Source organism: Paractinoplanes abujensis, assembly GCF_014204895.1.
GTDB lineage: Bacteria > Actinomycetota > Actinomycetes > Mycobacteriales > Micromonosporaceae > Actinoplanes > Actinoplanes abujensis.
Map to the genome: position 1 here is coordinate 8652711 of NZ_JACHMF010000001.1, position 25599 is coordinate 8678309.

Annotated in this window: 22 protein-coding genes; 12 read left to right on the plus strand and 10 right to left on the minus strand. The window is 69.3% G+C overall.

Features of this window, described 5'->3' with window-relative positions:
* The first annotated feature begins 424 nt into the window (after positions 1–424).
* On the plus strand, positions 425–1000 hold the full coding sequence (locus tag BKA14_RS39895; protein WP_184955888.1) for an Rv1352/Rv1906c domain-containing protein: 576 nt from the start codon (positions 425–427) through the stop codon (positions 998–1000).
* On the opposite strand, the gene BKA14_RS39900 is transcribed toward BKA14_RS39895, so the two are convergent.
* From BKA14_RS39900 to bdeA, 4 genes are all read right to left on the minus strand, one after another.
* Positions 997–1641, minus strand: a complete 645-nt coding sequence (locus BKA14_RS39900) for a response regulator (RefSeq protein WP_184955889.1) — start codon at positions 1639–1641, stop codon at positions 997–999. The genes BKA14_RS39895 and BKA14_RS39900 overlap by 4 nt on opposite strands.
* Positions 1642–1648: 7 nt before the next feature.
* A complete protein-coding gene (locus BKA14_RS44715) occupies positions 1649–3460 on the minus strand; it encodes a sensor histidine kinase (RefSeq protein ID WP_184955890.1) in 1812 nt (603 codons plus the stop codon).
* Between the two features lie 5 nt (positions 3461–3465).
* Complete coding sequence (locus BKA14_RS39910; protein ID WP_184955891.1) at positions 3466–4074, minus strand: DedA family protein; 609 nt, start codon at positions 4072–4074, stop codon at positions 3466–3468.
* Between the two features lie 111 nt (positions 4075–4185).
* Positions 4186–5079 (minus strand): bis(hydroxyethyl) terephthalate hydrolase, encoded by an 894-nt coding sequence (gene bdeA, locus BKA14_RS39915; protein WP_184955892.1) that lies wholly within the window; start codon positions 5077–5079, stop codon positions 4186–4188.
* Between the two features lie 193 nt (positions 5080–5272).
* Here bdeA and BKA14_RS39920 point away from each other — a divergent pair, with 193 nt between their 5' ends.
* Positions 5273–5851, plus strand: coding sequence for a QsdR family transcriptional regulator (locus BKA14_RS39920; RefSeq protein ID WP_184955893.1), 579 nt, complete (start codon positions 5273–5275; stop codon positions 5849–5851).
* On the opposite strand, the gene BKA14_RS39925 is transcribed toward BKA14_RS39920, so the two are convergent.
* Both BKA14_RS39925 and BKA14_RS39930 read right to left on the minus strand, forming a co-directional pair.
* Positions 5848–6702, minus strand: coding sequence for a tryptophan 2,3-dioxygenase (locus tag BKA14_RS39925; RefSeq protein WP_239092662.1), 855 nt, complete (start codon positions 6700–6702; stop codon positions 5848–5850). The genes BKA14_RS39920 and BKA14_RS39925 overlap by 4 nt on opposite strands.
* A 41-nt stretch (positions 6703–6743) precedes the next feature.
* The gene (locus BKA14_RS39930) at positions 6744–7151 is read right to left on the minus strand and encodes a YchJ family protein (protein WP_184955895.1); all 408 of its coding nucleotides are present in this window, start codon (positions 7149–7151) and stop codon (positions 6744–6746) included.
* 245 nt (positions 7152–7396) lie between these two features.
* On the opposite strand from BKA14_RS39930, the gene BKA14_RS39935 reads away from it, so the two are divergent.
* The 8 genes from BKA14_RS39935 (at position 7397) to BKA14_RS39970 (ending at position 20327) form a co-directional block, all read left to right on the plus strand.
* Entirely contained in the window at positions 7397–8383 is a 987-nt protein-coding gene (locus BKA14_RS39935; RefSeq protein ID WP_184955896.1) for a LacI family DNA-binding transcriptional regulator, read from the plus strand.
* 187 nt (positions 8384–8570) lie between these two features.
* Positions 8571–9953 carry an ABC transporter substrate-binding protein gene (locus tag BKA14_RS39940; RefSeq protein WP_184955898.1) on the plus strand — a complete coding sequence of 461 codons (1383 nt, stop codon included), beginning with the start codon at positions 8571–8573 and terminating at the stop codon, positions 9951–9953.
* A gap of 55 nt (positions 9954–10008) precedes the next feature.
* Positions 10009–10947, plus strand: coding sequence for a carbohydrate ABC transporter permease (locus BKA14_RS39945; protein WP_239092661.1), 939 nt, complete (start codon positions 10009–10011; stop codon positions 10945–10947).
* A 4-nt stretch (positions 10948–10951) separates the two neighbouring features.
* Positions 10952–11824 (plus strand): carbohydrate ABC transporter permease, encoded by an 873-nt coding sequence (locus BKA14_RS39950; RefSeq protein ID WP_184955900.1) that lies wholly within the window; start codon positions 10952–10954, stop codon positions 11822–11824.
* A gap of 68 nt (positions 11825–11892) precedes the next feature.
* A complete protein-coding gene (locus BKA14_RS39955) occupies positions 11893–13470 on the plus strand; it encodes a glycoside hydrolase family 13 protein (RefSeq protein ID WP_184955902.1) in 1578 nt (525 codons plus the stop codon).
* Positions 13471–13505: 35 nt separating this feature from the next.
* Complete coding sequence (locus tag BKA14_RS39960; protein ID WP_184955903.1) at positions 13506–15803, plus strand: discoidin domain-containing protein; 2298 nt, start codon at positions 13506–13508, stop codon at positions 15801–15803.
* A gap of 40 nt (positions 15804–15843) precedes the next feature.
* Positions 15844–19386: a galactose-binding domain-containing protein gene (locus BKA14_RS39965; protein ID WP_184955905.1), complete on the plus strand. Its 3543-nt coding sequence runs from the start codon at positions 15844–15846 to the stop codon at positions 19384–19386.
* A 68-nt stretch (positions 19387–19454) separates the two neighbouring features.
* Positions 19455–20327: an alpha/beta fold hydrolase gene (locus BKA14_RS39970; RefSeq protein WP_184955907.1), complete on the plus strand. Its 873-nt coding sequence runs from the start codon at positions 19455–19457 to the stop codon at positions 20325–20327.
* A gap of 111 nt (positions 20328–20438) precedes the next feature.
* Here BKA14_RS39970 and BKA14_RS39975 read toward each other — a convergent pair whose 3' ends face one another.
* A complete protein-coding gene (locus BKA14_RS39975; RefSeq protein WP_184955909.1) occupies positions 20439–21872 on the minus strand; it encodes an MFS transporter in 1434 nt (477 codons plus the stop codon).
* Positions 21873–21924: 52 nt separating this feature from the next.
* On the opposite strand from BKA14_RS39975, the gene BKA14_RS39980 reads away from it, so the two are divergent.
* On the plus strand, positions 21925–22473 hold the full coding sequence (locus tag BKA14_RS39980; RefSeq protein ID WP_184955910.1) for a TetR/AcrR family transcriptional regulator: 549 nt from the start codon (positions 21925–21927) through the stop codon (positions 22471–22473).
* Here BKA14_RS39980 and BKA14_RS39985 read toward each other — a convergent pair.
* Both BKA14_RS39985 and BKA14_RS39990 read right to left on the minus strand, forming a co-directional pair.
* The gene (locus BKA14_RS39985; protein ID WP_184955912.1) at positions 22470–23492 is read right to left on the minus strand and encodes a Gfo/Idh/MocA family protein; all 1023 of its coding nucleotides are present in this window, start codon (positions 23490–23492) and stop codon (positions 22470–22472) included. The genes BKA14_RS39980 and BKA14_RS39985 overlap by 4 nt on opposite strands.
* 239 nt (positions 23493–23731) lie before the next feature.
* Positions 23732–23857, minus strand: coding sequence for a type II toxin-antitoxin system Phd/YefM family antitoxin (locus BKA14_RS39990; RefSeq protein WP_184955913.1), 126 nt, complete (start codon positions 23855–23857; stop codon positions 23732–23734).
* Between the two features lie 150 nt (positions 23858–24007).
* Here BKA14_RS39990 and BKA14_RS39995 point away from each other — a divergent pair, with 150 nt between their 5' ends.
* Positions 24008–24832 (plus strand): methyltransferase domain-containing protein, encoded by an 825-nt coding sequence (locus BKA14_RS39995; protein ID WP_184955915.1) that lies wholly within the window; start codon positions 24008–24010, stop codon positions 24830–24832.
* On the opposite strand, the gene BKA14_RS40000 is transcribed toward BKA14_RS39995, so the two are convergent.
* Complete coding sequence (locus BKA14_RS40000; RefSeq protein WP_184955916.1) at positions 24829–25491, minus strand: YqeB family protein; 663 nt, start codon at positions 25489–25491, stop codon at positions 24829–24831. The two genes, BKA14_RS39995 and BKA14_RS40000, sit on opposite strands and share 4 nt — an antisense overlap.
* Positions 25492–25599: the final 108 nt, after the last annotated feature.

The following is a 25599-nucleotide window of genomic DNA, read 5'->3' on the forward strand; positions in this document are numbered from 1 at the left end:
GCCCTCCCGCCCTCCGGCTCGCTCTGCCCTCCCGTCCTCCGCTCTCCCGCCCTCCCGCTCGCTCCGCCCTCCCGCCCTCCCGCTCGCTCCGCCCTCCCGCCCTCCCGCTCGCTCCGCTGTTCCGGCCGCCCGCCTGGCTGAGTCGGGCCGCGTACTTGGTTGTGCTGGGTCGCTCCACTGGCTGTGCCGGGCCTCGCGCCCGGCTGTGCCGGCCGCCCACCTGGGTGTGTCCGGCCTTGCACCCGGCTGTGCCGGCCGCCCACCTGGCTGCGGGGTCGCTCGCTGGGTGTCCTCGCGCTCATTCGGTGTCGTCCGTTCGGGCGGACGTTGGGCTGGACCGGCTCGAACGCGCGCGTTGCCGGGTCGCCGCAGCGATATGACCGAGATACTCCAATCGCCCGATTCGCCTGCTCGAAGGACTCTCATGATCGCTCTGTCCCGGATCGCCGTCGCCGCGTTGACGTTCGCGGCCGTTCTCGCCCCCGCCGGCCCGGCCGCCGCGGCCGCCAAGAACACGATCCCCGGGTCGGGCACCTATCTCGTCGGGAAGGACTTCAACGCCGGGGTCTACCGGTCGGTCGGCAACGACTCCTGCTACTGGCAGCGCGCCACCAACGCGACGGGCGCCATGAGCAGCGTCATCGCCAACGACATCGGCGGCGGGCAGCGGCTCGTCTACGTCAAACCGACCGACAAAGTCTTCAAGACCAGCGGATGCAAGACGTGGACGCGGGTCACCGCGGCGGCGATGAGCGTGAAGTCGAAGAAGACAACAATCGCCGGCAACGGCGTCTACTTCGCCGGCTCGGATTTCCTGCCCGGCACCTACCGTTCGACCGGCAACATCGACTTCTGCTACTGGGAACGCGCCCGCTCCGCCGACGGCGCCTCGGCCAGCACGATCGCCAACGAGTTCGCCAAGGGCCAACTGCTCGTCACGATCACCCCCGGCGGCGTCTTCCAGTCCAGCGGTTGCCGCACCTGGACACGTATCGCCTAAGACCCGAGGTAGCGGAGGATCGCGAGCACCCGGCGGCTGTAACCGGCCGTGTCGGCCAGCCCGAGCTTGTCGAAGATCGCGTTGACGTGTTTCTCGACGGCGCTCTGCGAGACGTGCAGCCGCTCGGCGATCGCGGCGTTGGTGTGACCCTGAGCCATGTGCCGCAGCACGTCGTGCTCGCGCGGCGTCAGCCGGCTCAACGGATCGGCATGGCTGGTGCGCGACATCAACTGCTGGACGACTTCGGGATCCAGCGCGGTCGACCCGGCGGCCACCCGGTCGAGCGCGTCGAGAAAGTCTTCGACCTGGGCCACCCGATCCTTGAGTAAATAGCCGACACCGTCGGACCGGTCGGAGAGCAACTGCGTGGCGTACCGCTTCTCCACATACTGCGACAACACCAGCACGGCGATGCCCGGCCACCGCCGCCGGATCTCAATCGCCGCCCGCAGTCCGTCATCGCTGTTACCGGGCGGCATCCGGACGTCGGTCACCACGGCATCGGGCCGGTAGGTCTCAACGGCCGCAACGAGCAGCTCCGCATCAACCACCGCGGCGACGACCTCGTGCCCCTCGTCGGCCAGCAGCCGCACCAGCCCCTCCCGCAGAAGCGTGGAGTCCTCAGCCAGAACAATGCGCATCGCGCCCTCAACCCCGCCCAGCCGACGCCGGCCCCGATGCCGACGATGAGGGCGCCGCCGGTTGTGAGGGCGCCGCCGGCGGTAAGGGCGGCATTGGTTGTGAGGGCGCCGCCGACAGTGAGGGAGCCGCCGGTTGTGAGGGCGCGGCCGGCGGTGAGGGCGCCGCCGACGATGAAGGAGCCACCGGCGGTGAGGGCGGCATTGGTTGTGAAGGCGCGGCCGACGGTGAGAGCGCCACCGGCGGTGAGGACGCCACCGCAGGTGACAGCGGCAACGGTTGTGCGGGTGCAGCCGAGGGTGAGGGCTCCGCCGGATGTGAGGGTGCGACTAGTTGTGGCGGCGCGACTGTATGTGAAGGCGAGATCTGTTGGGGCGGCGCAGCTGATGGTGGAGGCTCTGCTGGCTGTGCGGGAGCCGCCCGTTGTGAGGGCGTGGCTGATCGGGGCGTTGCCGGTTGTGAGGGCGTGGCTGATGGGGGCGTTGCCGGTTGTGAGGGCGTGGCTGATGGGGGCGTTGCCGGTTGTGAGGGCGTGGCTGATGGGGGCGCTGCTGGTTGTGAGGGCGTGGCTGATGGGGGCGCTGCTGGTTGGGCTGGTGCTGATGGAGAGGGCGCGGCTGATAGCGGGGGCGACGAGGGGTGGGTGGGCGCTGGTGGTTGGGCGGGGGGAGCCGGGGTCGTCGGGTGGGGTGTGGACAGTGGTGGGGGGTCGTTCGGGAGCGTGGCGTGGATGGTGGTGCCGGCGCCGAGGGGGCTGTGCACGGTGAGCCGGCCGTCCAGGGCGGCGACTCGGCGGGTCAGGCCCTGGAGGCCGCTGCCGGTGGGGTCGGCGCCGCCGTGGCCGTCGTCGCGGATGGTCATCTTGAACTCCGTTGCGGAGGCGCCGATCTCGATGTCGATCACCGTAGCGCCGGAGTGTTTGGCGGCGTTCGTGATGGCCTCGCACGCCACGAAATACAGGACGGTCTCCACCTGTGGCGGCGGGCGTTCGCCTAGCCGGTAGCCGATGCGGACCGGCACCGTGGACCGCTGCGCGACCATGCTCAGCGCGTCGTCGAGGGTGCCGTCGTCGAGCGCCGACGGGTAGACCCGCCACGCGACTTCGCGTAGTTCGTCGAGCGCGCGCTGGGCGTCGTCGTGGGCCTGGGCCAGCAGGGTGGCCGCCCGGTCGGGGTCGCGGCTGCGCCGGGCCCGGCCGAGCAGCATGCCCAGCGCCACCAGCCGTTGCTGCAGTCCGTCGTGGAGGTCACGCTCGATGCGCCGCCGTTCCGCGTCGACTGCTGCCATGACGCCGGCCCGGGTGGCGGTCAGCTCGGTGATCCGCTGTTCGAGCGCGTCGCGGGAACCCGTCTCGAGCAGGCGGTGTGCCAGCCAGCGGTCGAGCCGCAGCACACTCCCGACGGCCTGGACGTTGATGGCGAGCAGAGCCGAGCCGATGAGGGCCTGACCCAGCAGGTCGAGCAGGCTCAGCTCGCCGATGGCGAAGGCCCGCGCCACGATGGCCGCCAGCACGAGCCCGATCACGAACAGCGCCACCGTGATCGCCCCGAGGAAAGCGGGCCACAGCCGTGCCGCCAGATAAGCCACGACCCTGCGTTCGTCCGGTGTGTGCACCGGGGCCAGCGACAGACGCCGCCGTTCCCAGGCCGCGATCGCGCGAGCGTGCCCGGCCACGACCGGCCGCCCCGGCGAAGCCCACACCAGGCCGGCCACGACGAGGAACAGGCCCTCCGCGATGCCGCTCAGGCCGCCCAGCGCCACCGCGGCCAGCGGTTCCCCGGCTCTGCGCACCAGGGTTCGGAGTCGGGTGTGGGGCGGCATCTCGGTCACCGTACGCGATGGTGGCGGGTCAGGCGGACGGCGATGAAGGCGACGGCGGCGGTCACGCAGAGGACGATGACCAGTTTCTGGAAGACGGAGGCGTAGGTCTCGACAATGTGCCAATTGGCGCCCAGCGCATAGCCGGCCAGGATGAATGTCGTGTTCCAGATCAGGCTGCCGATCGTGGTGCACAGCAGGAAGGTCCCCAGGGGCATGCGTTCGACGCCGGCGGGGATCGAGATCAGGCTGCGGAAGATCGGGATCATGCGGCCCAGCAGGACCGTCTTGGGGCCGTGGCGGGTGAACCACGCCTCGGTGCGATCGATGTCGCTCAGCTTGATCAGGGGGAGGCGGGCGGCTGTCGCGCGGAGGCGTTCGCGGCCCAGCAGGACTCCCGCGTAGTAGAGAGCGATCGCGCCGGCCACCGAGCCGATGGTTGTCCAGACGATGGCGCCGATGAGGCTCATCCGGCCCTGGCCCGCGGTGAAGCCGGCCAGCGGCAGGATCACCTCGCTCGGGATGGGCGGGAACAGGTTTTCCAGGGCCACGGCCAGGCCGGCGCCGGGGCCGCCCAGCCGTTCCACCAGGCCGGTGACGAAGTCGGTGAGTGCCATGGCCACGACGCTAGGGATCGGCGGGGCGCCGGGCCATGAGGGCGGCCGCCGACCTCCCTGGGGAAAACCACACCCCGCGAGAGGCCGGCGGCCCGGAAGGCGACGCTCGAGTCAGGAAGCGTGCGGGCAGTTACCCCGATAGTCCGAGATCTGCAGCCCGGCCCGGGGGATCGGGCACAGGAACTGCTCGTACCGGGTGTCGTCGTCCACGAACCGCTTCAGCCACGAGATGCTGTACTGCGCGATCGTGGTGTTGCTGCTGTTCGGCGCGAAGTGCGACGCGTTGTTGAGTTCCAGGTACGCCCGGTCCAGCGACGACGGCAGGCTGGAGTAGAACGGGATCGAGTGCGACGCCACCGGCGCCACCGAGTCGTTCTCGGCCCCGATCACCAGGGTCGGCGTCCGCAGTTCGGGCCACGACTTGTCGAGGTTCCACGGGGTCAGCGGCACCGCGGCCTGCAGGCTGGGGCGGCTCTTGGCGGCTTCGAGCGTCCCGCCGCCGCCCATCGAGTGCCCGACGACAGCCAGCCGGTCGGCGTCGATGCGGGTGCGTACGCTGCTGCGCTGGGTCAGGTAGTCGAGTGCGGCCAGTAGTTGCCGGCCCCGGCTGGCGGGCTGGTCCGAGCGGGTCAGGGTGTCGATGTTGAAGACGACGAAGCCCTGCGAGGCGAGCCGCGGGGCCAGCCAGGCCATGCTCGACCTGCTCGCGGTGTAGCCGGGGGCGATCGCCACCGCGCCGAAGGTCCCCGCGCTCGTGCTGGTCGGGTAGTAGATGTCGCCGCCGCCGAAGCCGGAGGCGGCGAGCGACGAGACGCTGGTCTGGGAGACGGCGAACGATCCACGGGTGGCCTGGATGCTCGACAGCGTCGGGGCCGGGCCCCGCTCGTACGGGTTGGTCGCGGCCTCGGCGGACTGCGCCAGCGTGACTCCGCCGACGGCGACGGCCAGGGCGGCCGCCGCACTCACCAGACGCCGGACGGCCGGGGCGGTCTGCGTGTAGGACATGGGAAGCCCTCTCGGGGTTACGTCGGACAGGGGAGGGAAATTGCACGGCGCGCGCCGAAATCGATCCTGAACGCGTCCTGATCCGTGTTCAAGACCGACGGGTATTCGTGAGACGGCGGTCGCACAGAGAGAAGCTTCGATGGGGCGCGACTATTCGGACACAGGCGTATGCCGGCGAAAAGGTGGGGGCGGCATGGTTGACGAGAAAACGGCGAGCAGGCGCGTCGTCAGTCACGATCAGGTCGTACGGGCCGGAATTGATCACTTTTTGACCAGGTCGTCGCTCGACATGGAGGCGCTGGCGGCCGAGATGGCGGTCAGCCGGGCCACCCTGTATCGGGTCGCGGGCAGCCATGACGCCCTGCTCGAGGACGTCCTGGCGGTTCTGACCGAGCGCATGTTCGCCGAGGCCAGGCAGGCCCGTACGCGCACCGGATTCGACGGTGTCGTGGAGGTGTCGCGGCATTTCGGCGAACAATTACGGTCACCGATATTGGGCCGGTTTCTGCGGCAGGAGCCGGAGGCCGCGGCGCGAATATTGTTCACACCGGCGGGCGGTGTGCACGAGAGCGCGGTGGCGGCCCAGGCCGAAGTCTTTCGGGAGACCGGGGTGGCCGCGCAGTGGCCCGCGGGCACCGATACGGGCCGGCTGGCTTATCTGTACGTCCGGATGGTGGGCACGTTTCTCTACTCGGAATTCTTCACCGGCCGGCGGGCGGATTTCGACGAGCTCGTGCCGTCGCTGCGGGCCCTGCTCGAGCCCGCGAGTTAGTGCGGCGTCCCCATTTCCGTCCGTACGGCGTACAGCTCGGGAAAGAACGTCAGGTCCAGCGCCGCCTTGAGGAAATTCACGCCGCTGGAGCCGCCGGTGCCCCGTTTGAAGCCGATGGTCCGTTCCACCGTCTTGAGATGCCGGAACCGCCAGAGCTGGAAGTTCTCCTCGATGTCGACCAGTTCCTCGCAGGCCTCGTAGGCTTCCCAGTGCGTCTCCGGGTCGCTGTAGATGGCCACGAAAACCGGCACCAGGTCCTCGTGGTACCGCCACGGCAGCCGCACGTCGCGTTGCAGCAACTCGACCGGCACGTCGTGGCCGTGGCGGTGCAAATAGCGCAGGAACTCGTCGTAGACGCTGGGGGCGGCGAGTGCCTCGGTCAGCATGTCGAGGGCGTCGGCGTCGTCCTGAAACAGCGACAGCATCCGCTCGTCCTTGTTGCCGAGCAGAAATTCGACGGCCCGGTACTGATACGACTGGAAGCCCGACGACGTGCCCAGGAAACTGCGGAACTCGGCGTATTCGCTGGGCGTGAGCGTGGCCAGCACCGACCACTGCTCGGTCAGTGTGCGCTGGATGTGCTTGACCCGGGCCAGGCCCTTGAGCGCGGGCCGCAGATCGTCCTTGGCCAGCCGGCGGATGACCTCGCGCAGCTCGTGCAGCACCAGCTTGAGCCACAGCTCGGAGGTCTGGTGCTGCAGGATGAACAGCAGCTCGTCGTGGTGCTCGGGCACGCTGACGGGGTGCTGCGCGTTCAGCAGCTGGTCGAGGTGCAGATAACGCCCGTACGAGAGGTTGACCTTGAAGTCGCGGACGACGGAGTCCTCGATCGGCCGGTTTTCGGAGCTCACGGTTGCCTCCAGGGGTCTCACCCTGAAGGGAAACACACGATCTAGATGTTCGCGAGTGATCCGTCGGCCAGGATCGGACCCCAGTACGCCCATTTGCCGTCGTGCCGCACGAATCGGCTGCGCTCCACCATGTCGCCGTTCTTGCCGTGGTCGCGGTAGTGCGCGCGGAACTCGACGACGCCCTCGTTGTCGAACATGCCGCCACCGGTCGATTCGATGATCTCGAGCCCGACCCAGCGCAGCCGCGAGTCGGGTTCGATCTGCGCGGGCCGGGTCTTCGGGTGCCAACTGCTGAGCACGTACGCGTCGTCGTCGAGCGCGAAGGCCGAGTAGCGCGACCGCATCAGCGCCTCGGCCGTGGCGGGCGGTTCGCCGTGGTGGGCCGGTCCGCAACATTCGGAGTACGCAAGCCCGCGCCCGCAGGGACAGTGCTTGGTCTTCTGCGCCATGAGCCCCATTTTGTCAGCCCGCCCCTTGCTCGTTGACGATCCTCTCCCACCTTCGCACGTCGTCCCGCCCGCGTTGGGCCACTTGCGGGTCGTCGTCGCCGGTCGGCATCCACCCGGCCCGCAACGCGCCGGCCGGACCCTGGGCGGGGAGGCTTGCGGCAGCGGCTGCAAGGTTGGACAGGCCGGATCGGCGCCGCTGCAAATTGCCGTTCGGAATTTGCAGGGATCTGCCGTAGTGTTGCCGCGTGACCAAACGTCTGGCCGAGGTGGCCAAGAAGGCGGGCGTCAGCGAGGCGACCGTCAGCCGGGTGCTCAACGGGCGCAGCGGCGTGAGCGAGGCGACCCGGGCGTCGGTGCTGACCGCGCTCGATGTGCTGGGCTACGAGCGGCCGACCAAGCTGCGCGGCGAGCGCGGCCGGCTGGTCGGGCTGGTGCTGCCCGAGCTGCAAAATCCGATCTTCCCGGCGCTGGCCGAGGTGGTGACCGCCTCGCTGGCTCAGCGTGGCTTCACCCCGCTGCTGGCGGCCCGCACGATCGGTGGCGTGCCCGAGCGTGACTACATCGAGATGCTGCTCGACCATCAGGTGTCGGGGGTCGTCTTCGCCGGTGGTTCCTATGCGCTGGCCGAGGCCGAGCACGGGCACTATCGCGCGCTGACCGACCGCCGGATGCCGGTCGTGATGGTCAACGCGGGCGTGGCCGACCTGGGCTTCCCGCACATCTCGACCGACGACGCGGTGGCCGTCGAGCAGGCGTACGGGCACCTGCGGTCGCTCGGCCACGAGCGCGTCGGCATGGTCATGGGCCCGGAGGACCACGTGCCCTCGCGCCGCAAGCTGGCCGCCCTCGAGGGCAAGGAGTTCCTGGTCGAGCGCACGAATTTCTCGATGGAGAGCGCCCGGCTGGCCGCGGCCAAGCTGATCGAGCGGGGCGTGACCGGCATGATCTGCGCCTCCGACGTGCTCGCGCTGGGCTCGATCCGGGCCGCGCGCCGCCTCGGGCTCGACGTGCCGTCCGACATCTCGGTGGTCGGCTTCGACGATTCGGCGTTGATGACGTGCACCGATCCGCCGCTGACGACGGTGCGGCAGCCCATCGAGATGATGGGGCAGGCGGCTGTCGATCTGCTCGTCAACCAGATCGAGGGCAGCGGCGTCGAGCCGGACGAACTTCTTTTCGAGCCGGAGCTCGTGGTGCGCGGTTCGACCGCGCCGGCGCCCCAGCGGGGCTGACCAGCAACTTTCCTTACCTGAGGGCGGGCCGATCGGCCCGCCCTTTGTCGTGCGCGCCCATCCAGGATGGAGTCGAGTTTTTTCTTCCTTCAGTCGGCTTCTTGCGATGACCCGTTGGACTTTGTATCGTCACCTCCACGAAACATGACGAGAGACTCACGTCACATAACCCCGAAGGGATCGACTGATGTCCCACCCGCGGTACCGGAAGGCGGCGGCGCTCGCGCTCGCGGCCGGCCTGGGGTTCAGCCTGGCGGCGTGCTCGACCAAGAGCAGCGACGACTCCGGGACTGACGCCAGCGGCAAGGTCACCATCACCGTCGACTGCCAGCCGGTCGGTGCGCAGAAGGAACTACTCGCGAACTGGAACGCCGATGTCGCGGAGTTCGAGAAGCAGAACCCCGACATCTCCATCAAGAGCGTCAGTGTCGGCGAGCAGTGCAACAACCCGCCGGACTTCACGGCCCGCCTGGCCGGCGGCACGATGACCGACGTCTTCTACGGCTACATGACCGACCTGCAGCAGGTGCTCGACTCGGGTCAGGCGGCCGACATCACCGCGGCTGTCAGCAAGGACACCATCCCGACCTGGGACAGCGTCGACCCCGCGCTCAAGGAGGTCTTCACCGACGGCGGCAAGCTCTACGCGATCCCGGTCAAGAACTACTCGATGGGCCTGGTTTACAACAAGGCGCTGTTCAAAAAGGCCGGGCTGGACGCGGAGAACCCGCCCAAGACCTGGGCCGAGGTGCGGACGGCGGCCAAGAAGATCGCCGGTCTGGGCGGCGGCGTGGCCGGCTTCTCGGAGTACAGCGCGGGCAACACCGGCGGCTGGCACTTCACCGCCGAGATCTACTCGCAGGGCGGCAAGGTCCTCAGCGAGGACGGCAAGAAGGCGGCCTTCAACGACGCCGCGGGCAAGCAGGTGCTGCAGAACCTCAAGGACATGCGGTACGGCGACAACAGCATGGGCAGCCGCCAGCTGCTGCAGTGGGGTGACCTGCTGACCAACGCGGGCGCGGGCAAGGTCGGCATGTTCATCGGCGCGCCCGACGCCACCCAGGCCATCGTCAGCCAGTTCCAAGGCAAGTACTCCGACTGGGCGATGGGCCCGATGCCCGGTCAGGACGGCCCGGCCAAGGGCACGCTGGGCGGCGGCGAGGGCTACTTCTTCAAGAAGGGCCTGTCCGAGGCGCAGATCAAGGCCGGTCTGAAGTGGATCGCCTACCAGAAGCTGACGCCGGGCAAGGGCCAGCTCGACTACGTGCGGGCCAAGCCGCAGAACTACCCGGTCGGCCTGCCCCAGCCGCTGCTGTTCGCCAACGGCACCGAGGCCCAGAAGCAGGAGCTCGAGCTGCGCAAGGCCAACGCGAACGTGGACACGGCCAACTTCAAAGTGTTCGAGGACAACCCGGTGCCGATCGTCGGGGAGCCGCGCAACGCCCAGGCCATCTACGCGGTGCTCGACTCGGCGATGTCGGGGGTCCTGACCAACCCCAACGCGAACATCGACTCGCTGCTCAAGACGGCCGAGGAGAAGGTCAACCAGCTTCAGGCCGCCGGTAGCTGATCAACGGGGGCGCGGGAGCCGGCGACGGCTCCCGCGCTGTCAGAAGGAGTTCGCTTTGGCGATCATGACCGCCCCGAGCGCCACCACGCCCATCAGGCCCGCGCCGCCGACGGTTTCCCGGCGGGGCCGCAAGCTGCGGGACAACCTCACCGGCCACGCTTTCCTGCTGGGAGCGGTCTTCTGCTTCGCGCTCTTCATGTGGTTCCCGATGATCCGCGGCATCGTGATGAGCTTCCAGCGCACCCGCCGCGGCGAGACCACCTGGGTCGGCTGGGACAACTACACCCGGATCATCGCCGACCCCAGCTTCTGGACCGCCTGGAAGAACACGTTCCTGTTCACGGCGCTGGCCCTGGTCGTGGGGTACGTGCTGCCGTTCTTCGTGGCGATCCTGCTCAACGAGCTGCGGCACGCCAAGGGCTACCTGCGGATCCTGGTCTACCTGCCGGTGATGCTGCCCCCGGCCTCGGCGCTCTTCCTGTTCAAGTACTACGCGTACGACCCCAGCGAGGCCGGCCTGTTCAACGCGATCCTCAAGGCGCTGCACCTGCCCACGTCGGAGTGGATGCAGTCGCCGACCATGACGATCCCGGCCATGGTGATCGCGTCGACCTGGATGAACCTGGGCAGCGCGGTGCTGATCTATCTGGCGTCGCTGCAGAACATCCCGGGCGAGCTGTACGAGGCGGCCGAGCTCGACGGCGCGGGCGTGTGGCGCCGGATCTGGAACGTGACCATCCCGCAGACCCGGCTCATCCTGGCGCTGCTGGCCATGCTGCAGATCGTCGCCACCATGCAGCTGTTCATCGAGCCGCTGATCCTGGCCAACGGGGCCGGCACGCAGGACTCGGCAACCTCGGTGGCCTACCTGATCTATCAGCACGGCTTCTTCCAGAACGACCTCAACGGCGCGGCCGCGCTCGGCGTGATCATGCTGATCGTGCTGGCCGCCTTCTCCGCCGTCTACGTCCGGCTGACCACGAAACAGGACTAGGACGATGACCCGAACCCTCATCTCGCAGGCACAACTCCAACGGGGCCGCGGCCGCTTCCTCTACTGGACCGTGCTCACCGTCGTGGTCGCGGGCTTCACCCTGGTCTTCCTCGGGCCGCTGTACTGGATGGTGACCGGCGCGCTCAAGAGCGGTCAGGAGATCGCGCAGACCCCGCCCACGCTGTGGCCGCACGACCCGCAGCTGCAGAACTACGCCGACGCGTGGAACAACCTGGACCTGGCCAAGCTGCTGTTCAACACGTTCTACTACGCGGCCGGCGCGGTCTTCTTCCAGCTCGTGTTCGACACCGCCGCGGCGTACGCGCTCTCGAAGCTGCGGCCCGTGCTGGGCACCGTGATCCTCGGGCTGATGCTGGCCACGCTGATGATCCCGGCCATGGTGCTGATCGTCCCGCAGTACGTGACCGCGATCGACCTGCCTTTCGTCCACGTGAACCTGCTCGACTCGCCCTGGGCCATCTGGCTGCCGCTGGTCGCCAACGCGTTCAACATCTTCTTGCTCAAGCGGTTCTTCGACTCCATCCCGGAGGATCTGATCGCGGCGGCCCAGGTCGACGGCGCCTCGCCGCTGCGCACGCTGTGGTCGATCATCCTGCCGATGTCCCGGCCGATCCTGGGCGTGGTCTCGATCTTCGCGGTGACCGCGGTCTGGAAGGACTTCCTCTGGCCCAAGCTGGTCATGCCGTCCCCCGAGACCCGGACGCTGAGCGTGGGCATCTACGCCTTCTCCGGCGGGACGCCGATGAACGTCGTCATCGCCGCCTCGGTCATCGCCGCGATCCCGACGGTGATCATCTTCCTGATTTTCCAGCGCAACATCATGTCCGGCCTGACAACCGGCAGCCTCAAAGGCTAGAAACCGACAATACGGGCGGCCCTCTCGAGGGGTCGTCGAACCCAGCGTGCACAGAAAGCGGGTTTCCAGTGTCCGAAAAAGACTCCCAGTGGTGGCGCGACGCGGTGATCTACCAGGTCTATCCGCGCAGCTACGCCGACGCGAACGGCGACGGTGTCGGCGACATCGCGGGCATCCGGGCACGGCTGGGACACCTGCGCGACCTCGGCGTCGACGCGATCTGGATGAGCCCGTGGTATCCGTCGCCGATGGCCGACGCCGGCTACGACGTGGCCGACTTCCGCGACATCGACCCCGCATTCGGCACGCTGACCGAGGCGGAGGCGCTCATCTCCGAGGCCCACGAGGCCGGCATCCGCATGATCGTCGACATCGTCCCCAACCACATCTCCAGTGAGCACCCGTGGTTCAAGGCGGCCCTGGCCGACCAGAACGCCAAGGAGCGGGACTACTTCTGGTTCCGGCCGGGTCGCGGCGAGCACGGCGACGAGATGCCGACGGACTGGCGAGGGGAGTTCGGCGGCACGACCTGGACCCGTACGGAGGACGGCTCGTGGTATTTGCACCTGTTCACGCCCGAGCAGCCCGACCTCAACTGGGACCACCCCGACGTGCGGGCCGAGTTCGAGAGCATTCTGCGGTTCTGGTTCGACCGGGGCGTCGACGGCATCCGGATCGACTCGGCCGCGCTGCTGCTCAAGGACCCCGACCTGCCCGAGGTGCTCGAAGGCAACCCGCACCCCTTCCACGACCTCGACGGCGTGCATGAGGTCTACCGTTCCTGGCGGCGAGTGGCCGACTCGTACGGGGGCGACCGCGCACTGATCGGCGAGGTGTGGATGCCCGAGGTCGAGCGGTTCGCCAACTATCTGCGGCCCGACGAGCTGCACGCGGCGTTCAACTTCGACTTCCTCGGTTGTGCCTGGGACCCGCGGCTGATGCGCGAATGCGTCGACCGCACGCTCGATGCGCACAAGGCCGTGGGTGCCCCGGCGACCTGGGTGCTGTCCAACCACGACGTCACCCGGCACGTCACCCGCTACGGCCGCGAGGACACCACCTTCAGCTTCGACAACAACCTCGACGGCACCCCGGTCGACCTCGAACGGGGCACCCGCCGGGCCCGCGCGGCCGCCCTGCTCTCGCTGTCGCTGCCCGGCGCCACCTACATCTATCAGGGCGAGGAGCTCGGGCTCTGGGAGAACGAGAACATCCCGCCCGAGCAGTTCCAGGACCCGATGTGGGGCCGCCGCGGGCACAGCCGCGACGGCTGCCGGGTGCCGCTGCCGTGGACCGGCGACGAGGCGCCGTTCGGCTTCACCACCGCCACCCCGTGGCTGCCCCAGCCCGCGGAGTGGAAGGACCGTACGGCTCAGGCCCAGACCGGCGACCCCAGCTCGATGCTCGAGCTCTACCGGTCGGCGATCGCCCTGCGGCGCGCGGAATCGCTGAGCGACTTCGCCTGGCTCGACCTCGACCCGGCCGTCCTCGCCTTCTGCCGCGGCGCGACCTTCGCCTGCGTCGTCAACATGTCGGGCGCCCCCATCGCCCTGCCCACCCACAAGTCCGTTCTGCTCGCCAGTGGCTCTCTCGACGGTGACCGCCTCCCCCCGGACACCGCCGTGTGGTTGCGCATGACTCAGTAACACCCCGGGGGCCGGCCACCTTCGAAAGGATCCCCATGGCCAGCCGGAAATCGGCGTGGTGCGCGCTCGCTGCCCTCACAGCGGGCGTCGCCGTCGCCGTCCACGCCCCGTCGGCCCACGCCGCCGGACTCTCCCCGTTCGATGTCGCCGGCCGCGGCGCGACCGTGCCCTTCGTGGAACTGGAGGCGGAGAAGGCCGCGCACAACGGCACCTCGACCGGCACCGACCGTACGTACGGGAAGCTGTCCTCGGAGGCGTCGGGCCGCGAGGCGGTGACCCTCGACGCGGCCGGCGAATACGTCGAGTTCACGCTGACCAAGCCGGCCAACGCGGTGACGTTCCGCTACAGCATCCCGGACAGCGCCAACGGTGCCGGCCGGGATGCCACGATCGACCTCCGTACGGGCTCCACGCTGATCAAGACAGTGCCGGTGACCTCGAAGTACAGCTGGTACTACGGCTACTACCCGTTCACCAACAACCCGGGCGACCCGCTGCCGCACCACTTCTACGACGAGGCGCGGGCGCTCTTCGGCACCACCTATCAGGCCGGTACGAAGATCCGGCTGCAGGTGTCGTCGACCGCGCAGTCGCCGTCCTTCACCGTCGACCTGGCCGACTTCGAGCTCGTGCCCGACCCGATCGCCAAACCGGCGAACGCCATCGACGTGGTGGCCGACTACGGCGCCGACCCGAGCGGCGCGACCGACTCGACGGCCAAGTTCCAGGCCGCCGTCAACGCCGGGGCGTCGTCGGGCCGGGTCGTCTACGTGCCGCGTGGCACCTTCACGCTCTACAGCCACGTCATCGTCGACCGGGTCACGCTGGCCGGGGCCGGACCCTGGTACAGCGTGCTCGGCGGGCGGCACCCGACCCAGCGCAACCTCGCGGCGGGCCTTTACGGCAAGTACGTGGGGGAGGGCGGGCCGAGCCAGAACGTGGTCGTACGTGACCTCGCGGTCATCGGTGACATCCGCGAACGGGTGGACGAGCACCAGGTGAACGCTTTCGGCGGGGCCATGTCGAACTCGGCCATCGACAACGTGTGGATGCAGCACACCAAGGTCGGCGCGTGGATGGACGGGCCGATGGACCGGTTCACGATCAGGAACAGCCGGATCCTGGACCAGACCGCGGACGGCGTGAACTTCCACATCGGCGTGACGAACTCGACGGTCACCAATACGTTCGTCCGCAACACCGGGGACGACGCGCTGGCGATGTGGGCCGAGAATGTGCCCAACGTCGGCAACTCGTTCACCCGCAACACGATCGTCGCTCCCATCCTGGCCAACCACCTGGTCTCGTACGGGGGGCGGGACATCACGATGACCGACAACGTGGTCAGCGAGTCGGTCTCGAACGGCGGCGGCATCCACGTGGGCAACCGGTATCCCGGGGTCAACGGGGCGACTGCCGTCGCGGGGACGTGGACGCTGGCTCGCAACACGCTGATCCGCGCCGGGAACTCCGACTACAACTGGAACTTCGGCATCGGCGCGCTGTGGTTCTGGGGTGACTCGGCACCGATCACCGGGGCCACGATCAACGTCACCGACACCGACATCCTCGACAGCTCGTACGCGGGGATCCAGTGGATCGGTAACCAGACGAGCGGGCTCAACCTGACCAACGTCACCATCGCCGGGGCGGGGACGTTCGCGTTGCAGGCCCAGGCGCCGGCGTCGGCTCGATTCACCAACGTACGGGCATCGGGGATCGCGCAGGCGCAGACGGTCTACAACTGCGCGGGCGCGGGACTGCAGATCGCCGACGGGGGCGGGAACTCCGGATGGTCGACGGCCAACTCGTACTGCGGTCCGTGGCCGGCGCCGCAGTGGAACAACGGGACCACTACGCCGCCCACGACACCCCCGACCACTCCTCCCACCACGCCTCCCACCACCCCGCCCGCGGGCAACCTCGCCGCCGGCCGTCCCGCTTCGGCGACCTCCCAGGTCGACGTCTATGTGCCCGCCAATGCGACTGATGGCAACCCCAACTCGTACTGGGAAAGCAGTAACGGCTCCTTCCCTCAGTCGATCACCGTTGATCTGGGCCAGAACCGCTCGGTGGCTCGGCTGGTTCTGAAACTCCCACCAGCCTCGGCCTGGGCAACCCGCACCCAGACGCTGTCCGTTCTCGGCAGCACCAACGGAAGCTCCTTCACGACGCTCAAGTCCAGTTCCGGATACGTCTTCGATCCGGCCGGCGCCAACACCGCCACCGTCACCTTCCCCGCGTCGACCGCGCGCTATGTGCGGCTGACCTTCACCGGTAACACCGGCTGGCCCGCCGGTCAGCTCTCCGAGTTCGAGGTCCATTCCTCCTGAGCCCGTCCCCGCTCTGCCTCGAAGAAAGGTGCGCCCCCACATGTCCCGATGGAGATTCATAGCCGCGGCGGTCGCCACGACCGTGGTCGCCGCTCTGATGCACGCCCCGGCGGCGATGGCCGCCGGCCCCAACCTGGCCGCCGGCAAGACTTTCAGCGCCAGCAGCTTCACCGACGTCTACTCCGCGGGCAACGCCGGCGACGGCAACGCCAACACGTACTGGGAAAGCAACAACAACGCGTTCCCGCAGTGGGTCCAGGTCGACCTGGGCACCGCCCAGCAGGTCAACCAGGTCGTCCTCAAGCTGCCACCGGCCACCGCCTGGGCCACCCGCACCCAGACGCTGAGCATTCAGGGCAGCACCGACGGCGGCTCGTTCGCGACGCTCAAGGCGAGCGCGGGCTACCAGTTCAACCCGGCGAGCGCCAACACCGTGACCATCGACTTCTCCGCGGCCAGTGCCCGATTCGTACGGGTGAATGTCACCGGTAACACGGGCTGGCCCGCCGGGCAGCTCTCCGAGGTCGAGGTCTACGGCCCCGTCTCCGGCGGCGACACCCAGGCCCCGAGCGTGCCCGGCAACCTGGCCTTCACCCAGCCGGGCGGCGACCAGATCCGGCTCACCTGGTCGGGCTCGACCGACAACGTCGGCGTCACCGGCTACGACGTCTACGCCAACGGCGTGCTGCGCACCAGCGTCGCGGGCACCGTGCTGACCTACACGGACACCCAACCGGCCTCGGCCACCGTCACCTATCAGGTGCGGGCCAAGGATGCCGCGGGCAACACGTCGGCGCTGAGCAACGCCGTGACCCGCAACGGCACCACCCAGCCGGGCAGCAACCTGGCCCAGGGCAAGCCGATCGAGGCCTCCTCGACCGTCCACACGTTCGTGGCCACCAACGCGAACGACGGGAGCCTGACGACGTACTGGGAAGGCGGCTCCTACCCGGCGACCCTGACCGTCAAGCTGGGCGCGAACGCGGCCGTGTCGTCGGTCGTGGTCAAGCTCAACCCGGACAGCTCGTGGGGCGCGCGGCAGCAGACGTTCGCGGTCCTCGGGCGGGACCAGGGGGCGAGCGCCTACACGACGATCGCCGGCTCCAACACGTACAGCTTCAACCCGGCCTCGGGCAACACGGTGACCATTCCGGTCGGCGCGACCACGGCCGACGTGCGGCTGTCGTTCACCGCCAACAGCGGCGCGCCCAGCGGGCAGGTGGCCGAGCTGCAGGTCATCGGCACCCCGGCGCCCAACCCGGACCTGACCGTCACCGCCACCTCGGCCTCGCCTGCGGCCCCGGTCGAGACGGACACCATCACGCTTTCGGCGACCGTGCGCAACGCGGGCGGGCTCGCTTCACCGGCCTCCGGCGTCACCTTCTATTTGGGTACGACGAAGGTCGGCACCGCCAACGTGGCCGCGCTCGCGGCGGGCGCCTCGGCCACCGTCTCGGCCACCATCGGCGCCCGCGACGCGGGTTCGTACGCGGTGGTCGCCAAGGTGGACGAGGCCGGCACGGTCATCGAGTCCAACGAGGCCAACAACAGCTTCACCGGTTCGCTGACGGTCACCCCGGTCAGCAGCTCCGACCTGGTCGCGTCGGCGGTCAGCTGGTCGCCGGGCAACCCGACGGCCGGTAACACGGTCACGTTCTCGGTGACGCTCAAGAACCAGGGCTCGGCGGCCTCGGCGGGTGGCGCCCACGGCGTCACGCTCACCGTGCTGAACGGCTCGTCGGTGGTGCGTACGCTCACCGGCTCGTGGACCGGGACGCTGGCCGCGGGCGCCTCCTCGCCGGCGATCAACCTGGGCACGTGGACGGCGGCCAACGGGCGGTACACCGTACGGACGGTCATCGCCAACGACGCCAACGAGCTGCCCGTGAAGCAGGCCAACAACACGAGCGAGAAGCCGTTCTTCGTCGGCCGCGGCGCGAACATGCCGTACGACATGTACGAGGCCGAGGACGGCACGACCGGCGGCGGCGCGGCGGTCGTCGGGCCCAACCGTACGGTCGGCGACCTCGCCGGTGAGGCCTCCGGGCGGCGCGCGGTCACGCTCAACCAGACCGGGGCGTACGTGCAGTGGACGACGCGGGCGGCGACCAACACGATCGTGGCGCGCTTCTCCATCCCGGACGGCACCACCAGCTCGATCAACGTGTACGTCAACGGCACGCTGAACAAGACGCTGCCGCTGACCTCCAAGTACGCCTGGCTCTACGGCGACGAGGCGGCGCCGCAGAACTCGGGTTCGGGGCCGCGGCACATCTACGACGAGGCTTCCGCATTGCTGACCGGCTCGTTCCCGGCCGGTTCCACCATCAAGCTGCAGAAGGATGGCGGTAACTCGGGCACCATCACGATCGACTTCGTCAACACCGAGCAGGTCGCGCCCAAGGCCAACCCCGACAGCTCACGTTATGTCGTCCCCGGCGGCTTCGATCAGCAGTCGGTGCAGGCCGCGCTGGACGCCGCCCGCCAGGACACGTCGAAACTGGGCGTCTACCTGCCCGCCGGTGACTACCAGACCTCGTCCAAGTTCCAGGTGTACGGCAAGCCGGTGCGCGTCGTCGGGGCCGGCCCCTGGTACACGCGGTTCTCCACGCCGTCGTCGCAGACCGAGACGGACGCCGGTTTCCGGGCCGACAGCACCGCCAACGGGTCGACGTTCGCCGACTTCGCGTTCTTCGGCAACTACACGATCCGCATCGACGGCCCCGGCAAGGTGTTCGACTTCGCCAACGTCAGCGGCATCACCATCGACAACATCTGGACCGAACACGTGGTGTGCCTCTACTGGGGGGCCAACACCGACAACATGGTGATCAAGAACAGCCGGATCCGGAACACGTTCGCCGACGGCGTCAACATGACCAACGGCAGCACCGGCAACCTCGTCGACAACAACGACGCCCGAGCCACCGGTGACGACAGCTTCGCGCTGTTCTCGGCGATCGACGCGGGCGGCGCCGACGAGATCAACAACACGTACTCCAACCTGACCAGCACACTGACCTGGCGGGCCGCGGGTATCGCGGTCTACGGCGGCTACGCGAACACGTTCAAGAACATCTACATCGCGGACACCCTCGTCTACTCGGGCATCACGATCAGCTCGCTGGACTTCGGCTACCCGATGAACGGGTTCGGCGCCAACCCGCCCACGGTCTTCGACAACATCTCGATCGTGCGGGCCGGCGGCCACTTCTGGGGCGCGCAGACCTTCCCGGCCATCTGGATGTTCAGCGCGTCGAAGGTGTTCCAGGGCATCCGGGTCTCGAACGTCGACATCATCGACCCGACCTACTCCGGAATCATGTTCCAGACCCAGTACATCGGCGGCCAGCCGGTGAACCCGATCAAGGACAGCGTCTTCACCAACGTCACGATCAGCGGCGCCCGCAAGAGCGGTGACCAGTTCGACGCCAAGAGCGGCTTCGGCATCTGGGTCAACCCGCTGCCCGAAGCGAACCAGGGGCCCGCGGTGGGCTCCGCGACCTTCACCAACCTGCAGTTCAGCAACAACTACAGGGACATCGAGAACACGACGTCCACGTTCACCATCACCCGCAACTAGCTTCTTTCGAGGGGCCCGCGTCACGTACGCGGGCCCCTCCACGGTGCCGTTCGCGTAGATTCGGCCCCGTGGAACGTATTGTCCTGCCCGACGGCCGCATCCTCGAATACCTGGTCGAGGGGCCGCCCGGCGGCCTCCCGCTGGTGCTGCACCACGGCACCCCCTCCGGCGCGATCCGCTACGCGCCCATCTTCGAGTCGGCCCTGCGCCACGGCCTGCGCATCGTGCTGGCCAGCCGCCCCGGCTACGGCGGCTCCACGCCCCACCCCGGCCGGCGGGTGGCCGACGTCGCCGCCGACACGGCCGCCCTGCTCGACGGCCTGTCCGCGGGCCACTTCGTCACCGTCGGCTGGTCCGGCGGCGGCCCCCACGCCCTGGCCTGCGCCGCCCTGCTGCCCGGCCGCTGCGTCGGCGCCTCGGTGATCGCGGGCGTGGCCCCCTACGAGGCGCCCGGCCTGACCTGGCTCGACGGCATGGGCGAAGAGAACATCGCCGAGTTCCAGGCCGCCGCGAAAGGCGTGCAAGCGCTGGACGCCTTCCTGACCGGGATCGCCGACGGCCTGGCCCGGGTCACCGCCGACGACGTGATCGAAGCCTACGGCGACCTGCTGTCCGAGGTGGACAAGCGCGCCCTCACCGGGGGTTTCGCCGCGTACTTGGCCGAGTCGACCCGCTACTCCGTGTCCGCCGGCATCGCCGGGTGGCGCGAAGACGACCTGGCCTTCCTGGCCGACTGGGGATTCCCGCTCAGCGACATCAGAGTGCCCGTAGCGATCTGGCAAGGCGACCAGGACCGGATGGTGCCGCCCGCCCACGGGCACTGGCTGGCCGGGCACGTGCCGGGGGCCGAAGTGCACCTGCTGCCGGCCGAGGGACATCTGTCGCTGATCGCGGGCATCGACGAGATCGTCGGCAACCTGCTGGCCCACGTGACCGTCTGAGCCGCTCGCCGGGTGCCGCGGGGCCCCTACGCCGGGTGTCGCACCCCGCAGGACCGAACGTAAGGCCCCCCATCAAGCACGGACGCCGCCGGGCCGGCCGAGGAGCGGATCTCAGGCCTCGACCGGGGACAGCTCGGGCAGTACCTCGGCAGGCCGCTCGGGCTCGGCCTCACGAGCCACCGGCACCAGCAGGGCGACCAGGAAAGCAGCCGCGGCCACGACAGTCAGCACCAGGAACGACGTCGTGTAGCCGGACTCGGCGGGCAGTCCTTGAGCCCCCGGGTGGCTCGTGATGATCGAGCTGACGAGTGCTGTGCCGAGGGAGGCGCCGATGGTGCGGATGTTGGTGTTCATGCCGCTGGCCACGCCTGTCTGGTGGCGGGGGACGCTCTGCACGATCAGGTTGACCAGGGACGAGTAGACCAGGCCGAGTCCGATGCCGAAGACGCCGCCGGCTACGGCTACCTGCCATTGTTCGCCGTGGCGGAGCGCCAGGGAGAGGGTGGCCAGGGTGCTCAGGCCGGCGCCCCACAGCAGTTGGGCTTTGCTGCCGGCCCACCGGGTCAGGGGGCCGCTCAGGGAGCCGAAGACCGCCATCGTGACCAGCATCGGCAGCATCAGCAGGCCGGCCCCGGTGACTGTGGCGCCGAAACCGTAGCCGGAGCTGGCGGGAACTTGCATGAGCTGGGGCAGGAAGGCGAACACGCCGAACATGGCGGCCCCGAAGAGCAGGGCGACCAGGTTGGCGGTCCACACGGCAGGCAGCCGCATCATGCGCATGTCGATCAGCGGCTCGGCCGAGCGGAGTTCCGCGAGCAGCCAGGCGGTGAGCAGCACGACGGCGGCGGCGAAGAGTCCGAGCGTACGGGGGGAGCTCCAACCCCAGGCGGCGGCCTTGCTCAACGGCAGCAGCAGGGCCACGAGCCAGCCCGACAGCAGCGCCGCGGAGAGCCAGTTGACGCGGCCGGGAGTGCGTACGGGTGACTTGGGGACGAACCGCCAGGCCAGCAGACCGACCACGATGACCACCGCCATCGGCAGCCAGAACAGCCAGCGCCAGCTCAGCGCGCCCACGATCGGGCCGGCCAGCACGATGCCGAGGCCGCCACCGGTGGCGATGACCGCGGCCAGCACGCCGATCGCGGAGGTGACGCGGGCAGGTGGGAATTCGTCGCGGACGATGCCGAACGAGACGGGGAAGATCGCGCCGCCGAGGCCTTGGACGACGCGGGCGATGATCAGCACGGTGACGTTGGGGGCGATCGCGGCGAGCAGGCAGCCGACGGCGATGGCGGCCAGCGCGACCAGCAGCGCGCGGTCTTTGCCGGTCATGTCGGCGATGCGGCCCATCAGCGGGGTGGCGACCGAGGCGGCCAGCAACCAGGCGGTGAGCACCCAGGTGACCGTGCCGGTGGAGGTGTGCAGATCCTGCTGGATCGTCGGGAGGACCGGCGTGACCAGCGACTGCATGAGCGAGAAGGCCGCGGCGGCGGCGGCCAGCACCGCGAAGGTGGCGCGCGGGCTGCTCTGATAAAGTCGAGGCATGCCTCCACATTAGCGGAGGGGTGCCTCCGGTACGCAATGTGGGGTGGGTCTCATGGCGATTGCTGTACGCCGTCCGCAGCGGGCGGACGCGCGGCGTAACTTCGACGCGCTCCTGGCCGCAGCCCGCGACGCCTTCGCCGAGCACGGCACGGAGGCGTCACTCGAGGACATCGCCCGGCGGGCCGGAGTCGGGATCGGCACGCTCTATCGCAACTTCCCCAAGCGCCAGGATCTGTTCGAGGCCGTCTACGTCGACGAGATCGACCAGCTGGGCCAGGTCGCGGCCGCGGTCGCGGAGCTGCCGCCGTGGCAGGCCCTCACGACGTGGTTCGAGCAGTTCGTCTCGTACGCCGCGACCAAGCGAGCCGTGATCGAGGCCCTCAATCGCGAGTCCGAGATGTTCAAGTCGTGCCGCGCCGCCATGTACGAGGCGGGTGAGCCGCTCTTCCTGCGGGCGCAGGCGGCCGGCGAGGTGCGCGAGGACGCCAGCTTCGACGACACGCTACGGATGATCTCGGGACTGACCTCGGGCGCGTTCGTCGACGCGGCACAGCGCGACCGGGTGATCGGCTTCGCGCTGAGCGGCCTGAGAAAGAACTAGAGCCGGATCGCTTGACCGCTGCGCGCACTCTCCCGCGCGGCGTCGAGCACAGTCATGTTCCGTACGACGTCGGACGGCTCGACCGGCAGCGGCCCCTCACCCCGTACGGCCGCGGCGAACGCCGGGTAGAAAAGATCCCACCGGCCGCGCTCACTGCGTACGGGGGTGCCGTCGTCACCTCGGTAGATGCGGCCCCACGCGGACTCCGGCTCGACACCCCACTCGTCGCCCAGCTCGGCGGGGCAGTGGCCGGCCTTGAGCGCCGCCTCCTGCCCGTCGACGTCGGTGATCACGAAGGTGCCGGTCGTGCCGGCCACCCGGTAACGCGGGCCGGGGGCGCCCTGCCGCCAGCTGCCCCACAGGTGCGACTCGACGCCGTTCACGTGGTGCAGCGCGAGGAAGAAGTCGTCGTCGAGCTCGCCGCTGCCGCGGACCTCCGCGTACGCCCGGACGGCCGGCCCGTTGAGCAGCAGCGCCTGGTCGACCAGGTGCGAGCCGAAGTCGAGCAGGGTGCCGCCGCCGGCCGCGCCCGGTTTACGCTCGGGGGCCCAGCGCTCGAAGCGGGACTCGAACCGCCGGACCGTGCCGAACTGGCCGTCGTCGATCAGGCGCCGCAGTGTCCGGAAATCGGAGTCGTAACGCCGGTTCTGATAGACGCTCAGCAGCACGCCCTTGGCCTTGGCCGCGGCCACGACCTCCTTGGCCTTGTCAGCGGTCAGCGTGAACGGCTTGTCGACCACCACGTGCAGCCCGTGCTCGATCGCCTCGAGCGCGAGCTCGGCGTGCGTGGTGACCGGGGTGGAGATCGCCACCGCCTCGGCCCCGGCCTCCTTGAGCGCGGTGATCGAGTCGAACGCGGCCTGCGCAGGCAGGTTGGCCGCCAGTTCCCTGCGGCGCTCCTCGTTGGTGGTGACCACGCCGAGAAACTCGATGTTCGCCGCGGCGGCGATCAGCGGGGCGTGGAAGATGCGCCCGCCTGAGCCGTAGCCGACCAGCCCGAACTTCACCGAGTCACTCATTCCCGAAAGCCTGCCACACGCCCGCAGCTTGCTCGCCAGTGCCTCACGGCACCGCGGTCAGAAGAGTCCCGGAGCCTCGGTGGGCAACCCCGCTGCGCGTGCGACGTCAAACATCCGCTTGTCGTACGTGAGCAACGTGTCCAGGGCGTCACCGAGAATCTGAGCGCTGGCCACGTGGACGGCGTCGAGGGTGCGGAGGCCACCGGGAAGGCGAGCGGCCGCATCGCGCACCTCCTCGGTCAGCAGGATCTCGGTACGGCGATGACCTTGCCGTGGCGGGTGACCTCAATCGTCTCGCCCTGCTCGACGCGTGTGAACATGGCGCTCGGGTTGTAGGAGAACTCGCGAACCGAGACGGAGCTCATCCGGTATCTCCCTGACGGGTGTGCTTACTTCAGTCGAATTGTACCTACAACGTGGGGCGACCCGGACCTAAGTGCGGGCTGTGATCCGCTCCTGTCGGATGAGTGACCGGTGCTCTCGCCGTACGCTTCTGATGAGTCAACATTTGCCGCATGAAGCCCGCACAGATGGAACGCACCCCGTTCGCCGACCTCGATCGGCAGCCGCGTGAGATGACCGCGATGCTGCTGGCCGCGCTGGAGGCGATGGGCCGCCACCCGGAGATCCGCCGGGTCCGGCGTACGGCGATGGACGCGCTCCGCCCCGCCCCGGGCTGGCGGGTGCTCGACGCGGGGTCCGGCGCGGGTGACGTGGCCCGCTGGATGGCCGGTGTGGTCGGCCCGGACGGTGAGGTGATCGCCCTGGACTATTCGGCGGCCACCATCGCGGCCGCGATCGAGCGGCACGACGGCAGCAACGTGCGGTACACGACGGGTGACGTGTCGGCGATCGACCTGCCCGCGAACAGCGTCGACGGGGTCTGGTGCGAGCGGGTGCTGCAGCACGTCGACGACGCCGACCTGGCGATCGCCGAGCTGACCAGGGTGACCCGGCCCGGCGGGCGGATCTGCCTGATCGACACCGACTGGAGCTCGCTGGCTTTCGACGGGGTGCCCGCCCACCTGGCCCGCACGGTGGTGGCCGCCATGCACGGCCGGCTCACCCCGCGGCAGGTCGACATGGGTCGCACGCTGCGCCGCCGGCTGGTCGCCAAGGGGCTGCGCAACCTCAGCGCGACCCCGGTGACGTGCCTGTTCGGCGATCCGGCGTCGGCCGCGGTGGTGTTGCCCATGGTCAATCCGATGGTGCCCGAGCAGGCCTGGATGACGCCCCCCGGCGTACGGGACAAGTGGTTCTCGCACGTCGAGGAGGCGGGGGCGCGGGGCGATTTCCTGGCCGTGCTGACGATCTGGGCCGTCACCGGCACCGTCGCCTAGGACGGGACCCGCCGCCAGTACTGCTTCTTCTTGTCGTCGCGCACCACGAAACCCAGCCGGCCCAGTTCCTCCCGCAGTTCGCGCACGTCCTCGTCGTCGCCCGAGTTCAGGGCCTTCTGCCGGGCCGTGAAGACGGCGTCGGCGGCGTCCGGCACCTCGGGCAGCCGCGGAACCCAGCGCCGGTACGCCTCCAGGTAGGGATCCTGCTCGGCCCAGGCCACGCCGCGCGACCCGAACGCCGTGCGGAGCCGCTGGTGCGACAGGTGTGACGGCTCGCGGGCCAGTTCCTGACCGGTGCGGCCGAGCAGCACGAGCTGGTCGCGGTCGGGAAAGGCCACGGCGATGTCACCCCGGGGCACCGCCCGCCGATGACCGGGCCGGGTCAGCACCACCTCCATCGACGTGATCCGCACGGTCAGCGACTCGGCGTCGACCAGCGCGGCGAAGATCAACCCGATGATCAGCCCGACGCCGAGCGCGGCCACCAGGTCCCACGGCTCGGGCAGCCGCCGCACCAGCTCGAGCGGCCCACCGAACGGCAGCCGGTCGATCAGCAGCAGCACCCCCCACAGCAGGGCGGCGCCGAGCAGCGGCAGGCAGAGCCACACGAGCACCCGGCCCCACATCGGGGTGGGCACGGTCGTTTCCTGTTCCAGCACGCCACCGAGTCTTCCCCGGGCCTCGGCGGGCCGATACCGACTCGGGTCGACGTGGCGTAGACCAAAGTCGACTGCCCGCGCGTGCGCGCCGCCGGTAGCGTCGACGGC

Bases quoted from the DNA above. Each gene is read 5' to 3' on its own strand.
- BKA14_RS39950 (WP_184955900.1), top strand. From the start codon at position 10,952: ATGACCCGAACCCTCATCTCGCAGGCACAACTCCAACGGGGCCGCGGC.
- BKA14_RS39895 (WP_184955888.1), top strand. From the start codon at position 425: ATGATCGCTCTGTCCCGGATCGCCGTCGCCGCGTTGACGTTCGCGGCC.
- BKA14_RS39975 (WP_184955909.1), bottom strand. From the start codon at position 21,872: ATGCCTCGACTTTATCAGAGCAGCCCGCGCGCCACCTTCGCGGTGCTG.
- BKA14_RS39980 (WP_184955910.1), top strand. From the start codon at position 21,925: ATGGCGATTGCTGTACGCCGTCCGCAGCGGGCGGACGCGCGGCGTAAC.
- BKA14_RS39965 (WP_184955905.1), top strand. From the start codon at position 15,844: ATGTCCCGATGGAGATTCATAGCCGCGGCGGTCGCCACGACCGTGGTC.
- BKA14_RS39930 (WP_184955895.1), bottom strand. From the start codon at position 7,151: ATGGCGCAGAAGACCAAGCACTGTCCCTGCGGGCGCGGGCTTGCGTAC.
- BKA14_RS39985 (WP_184955912.1), bottom strand. From the start codon at position 23,492: ATGAGTGACTCGGTGAAGTTCGGGCTGGTCGGCTACGGCTCAGGCGGG.
- BKA14_RS44715 (WP_184955890.1), bottom strand. From the start codon at position 3,460: ATGCCGCCCCACACCCGACTCCGAACCCTGGTGCGCAGAGCCGGGGAA.
- BKA14_RS39900 (WP_184955889.1), bottom strand. From the start codon at position 1,641: ATGCGCATTGTTCTGGCTGAGGACTCCACGCTTCTGCGGGAGGGGCTG.
- BKA14_RS39910 (WP_184955891.1), bottom strand. From the start codon at position 4,074: ATGGCACTCACCGACTTCGTCACCGGCCTGGTGGAACGGCTGGGCGGC.
- BKA14_RS39940 (WP_184955898.1), top strand. From the start codon at position 8,571: ATGTCCCACCCGCGGTACCGGAAGGCGGCGGCGCTCGCGCTCGCGGCC.
- BKA14_RS39960 (WP_184955903.1), top strand. From the start codon at position 13,506: ATGGCCAGCCGGAAATCGGCGTGGTGCGCGCTCGCTGCCCTCACAGCG.
- BKA14_RS39990 (WP_184955913.1), bottom strand. From the start codon at position 23,857: ATGAGCTCCGTCTCGGTTCGCGAGTTCTCCTACAACCCGAGCGCCATG.
- bdeA (WP_184955892.1), bottom strand. From the start codon at position 5,079: ATGTCCTACACGCAGACCGCCCCGGCCGTCCGGCGTCTGGTGAGTGCG.
- BKA14_RS39995 (WP_184955915.1), top strand. From the start codon at position 24,008: ATGAAGCCCGCACAGATGGAACGCACCCCGTTCGCCGACCTCGATCGG.
- BKA14_RS39920 (WP_184955893.1), top strand. From the start codon at position 5,273: ATGGTTGACGAGAAAACGGCGAGCAGGCGCGTCGTCAGTCACGATCAG.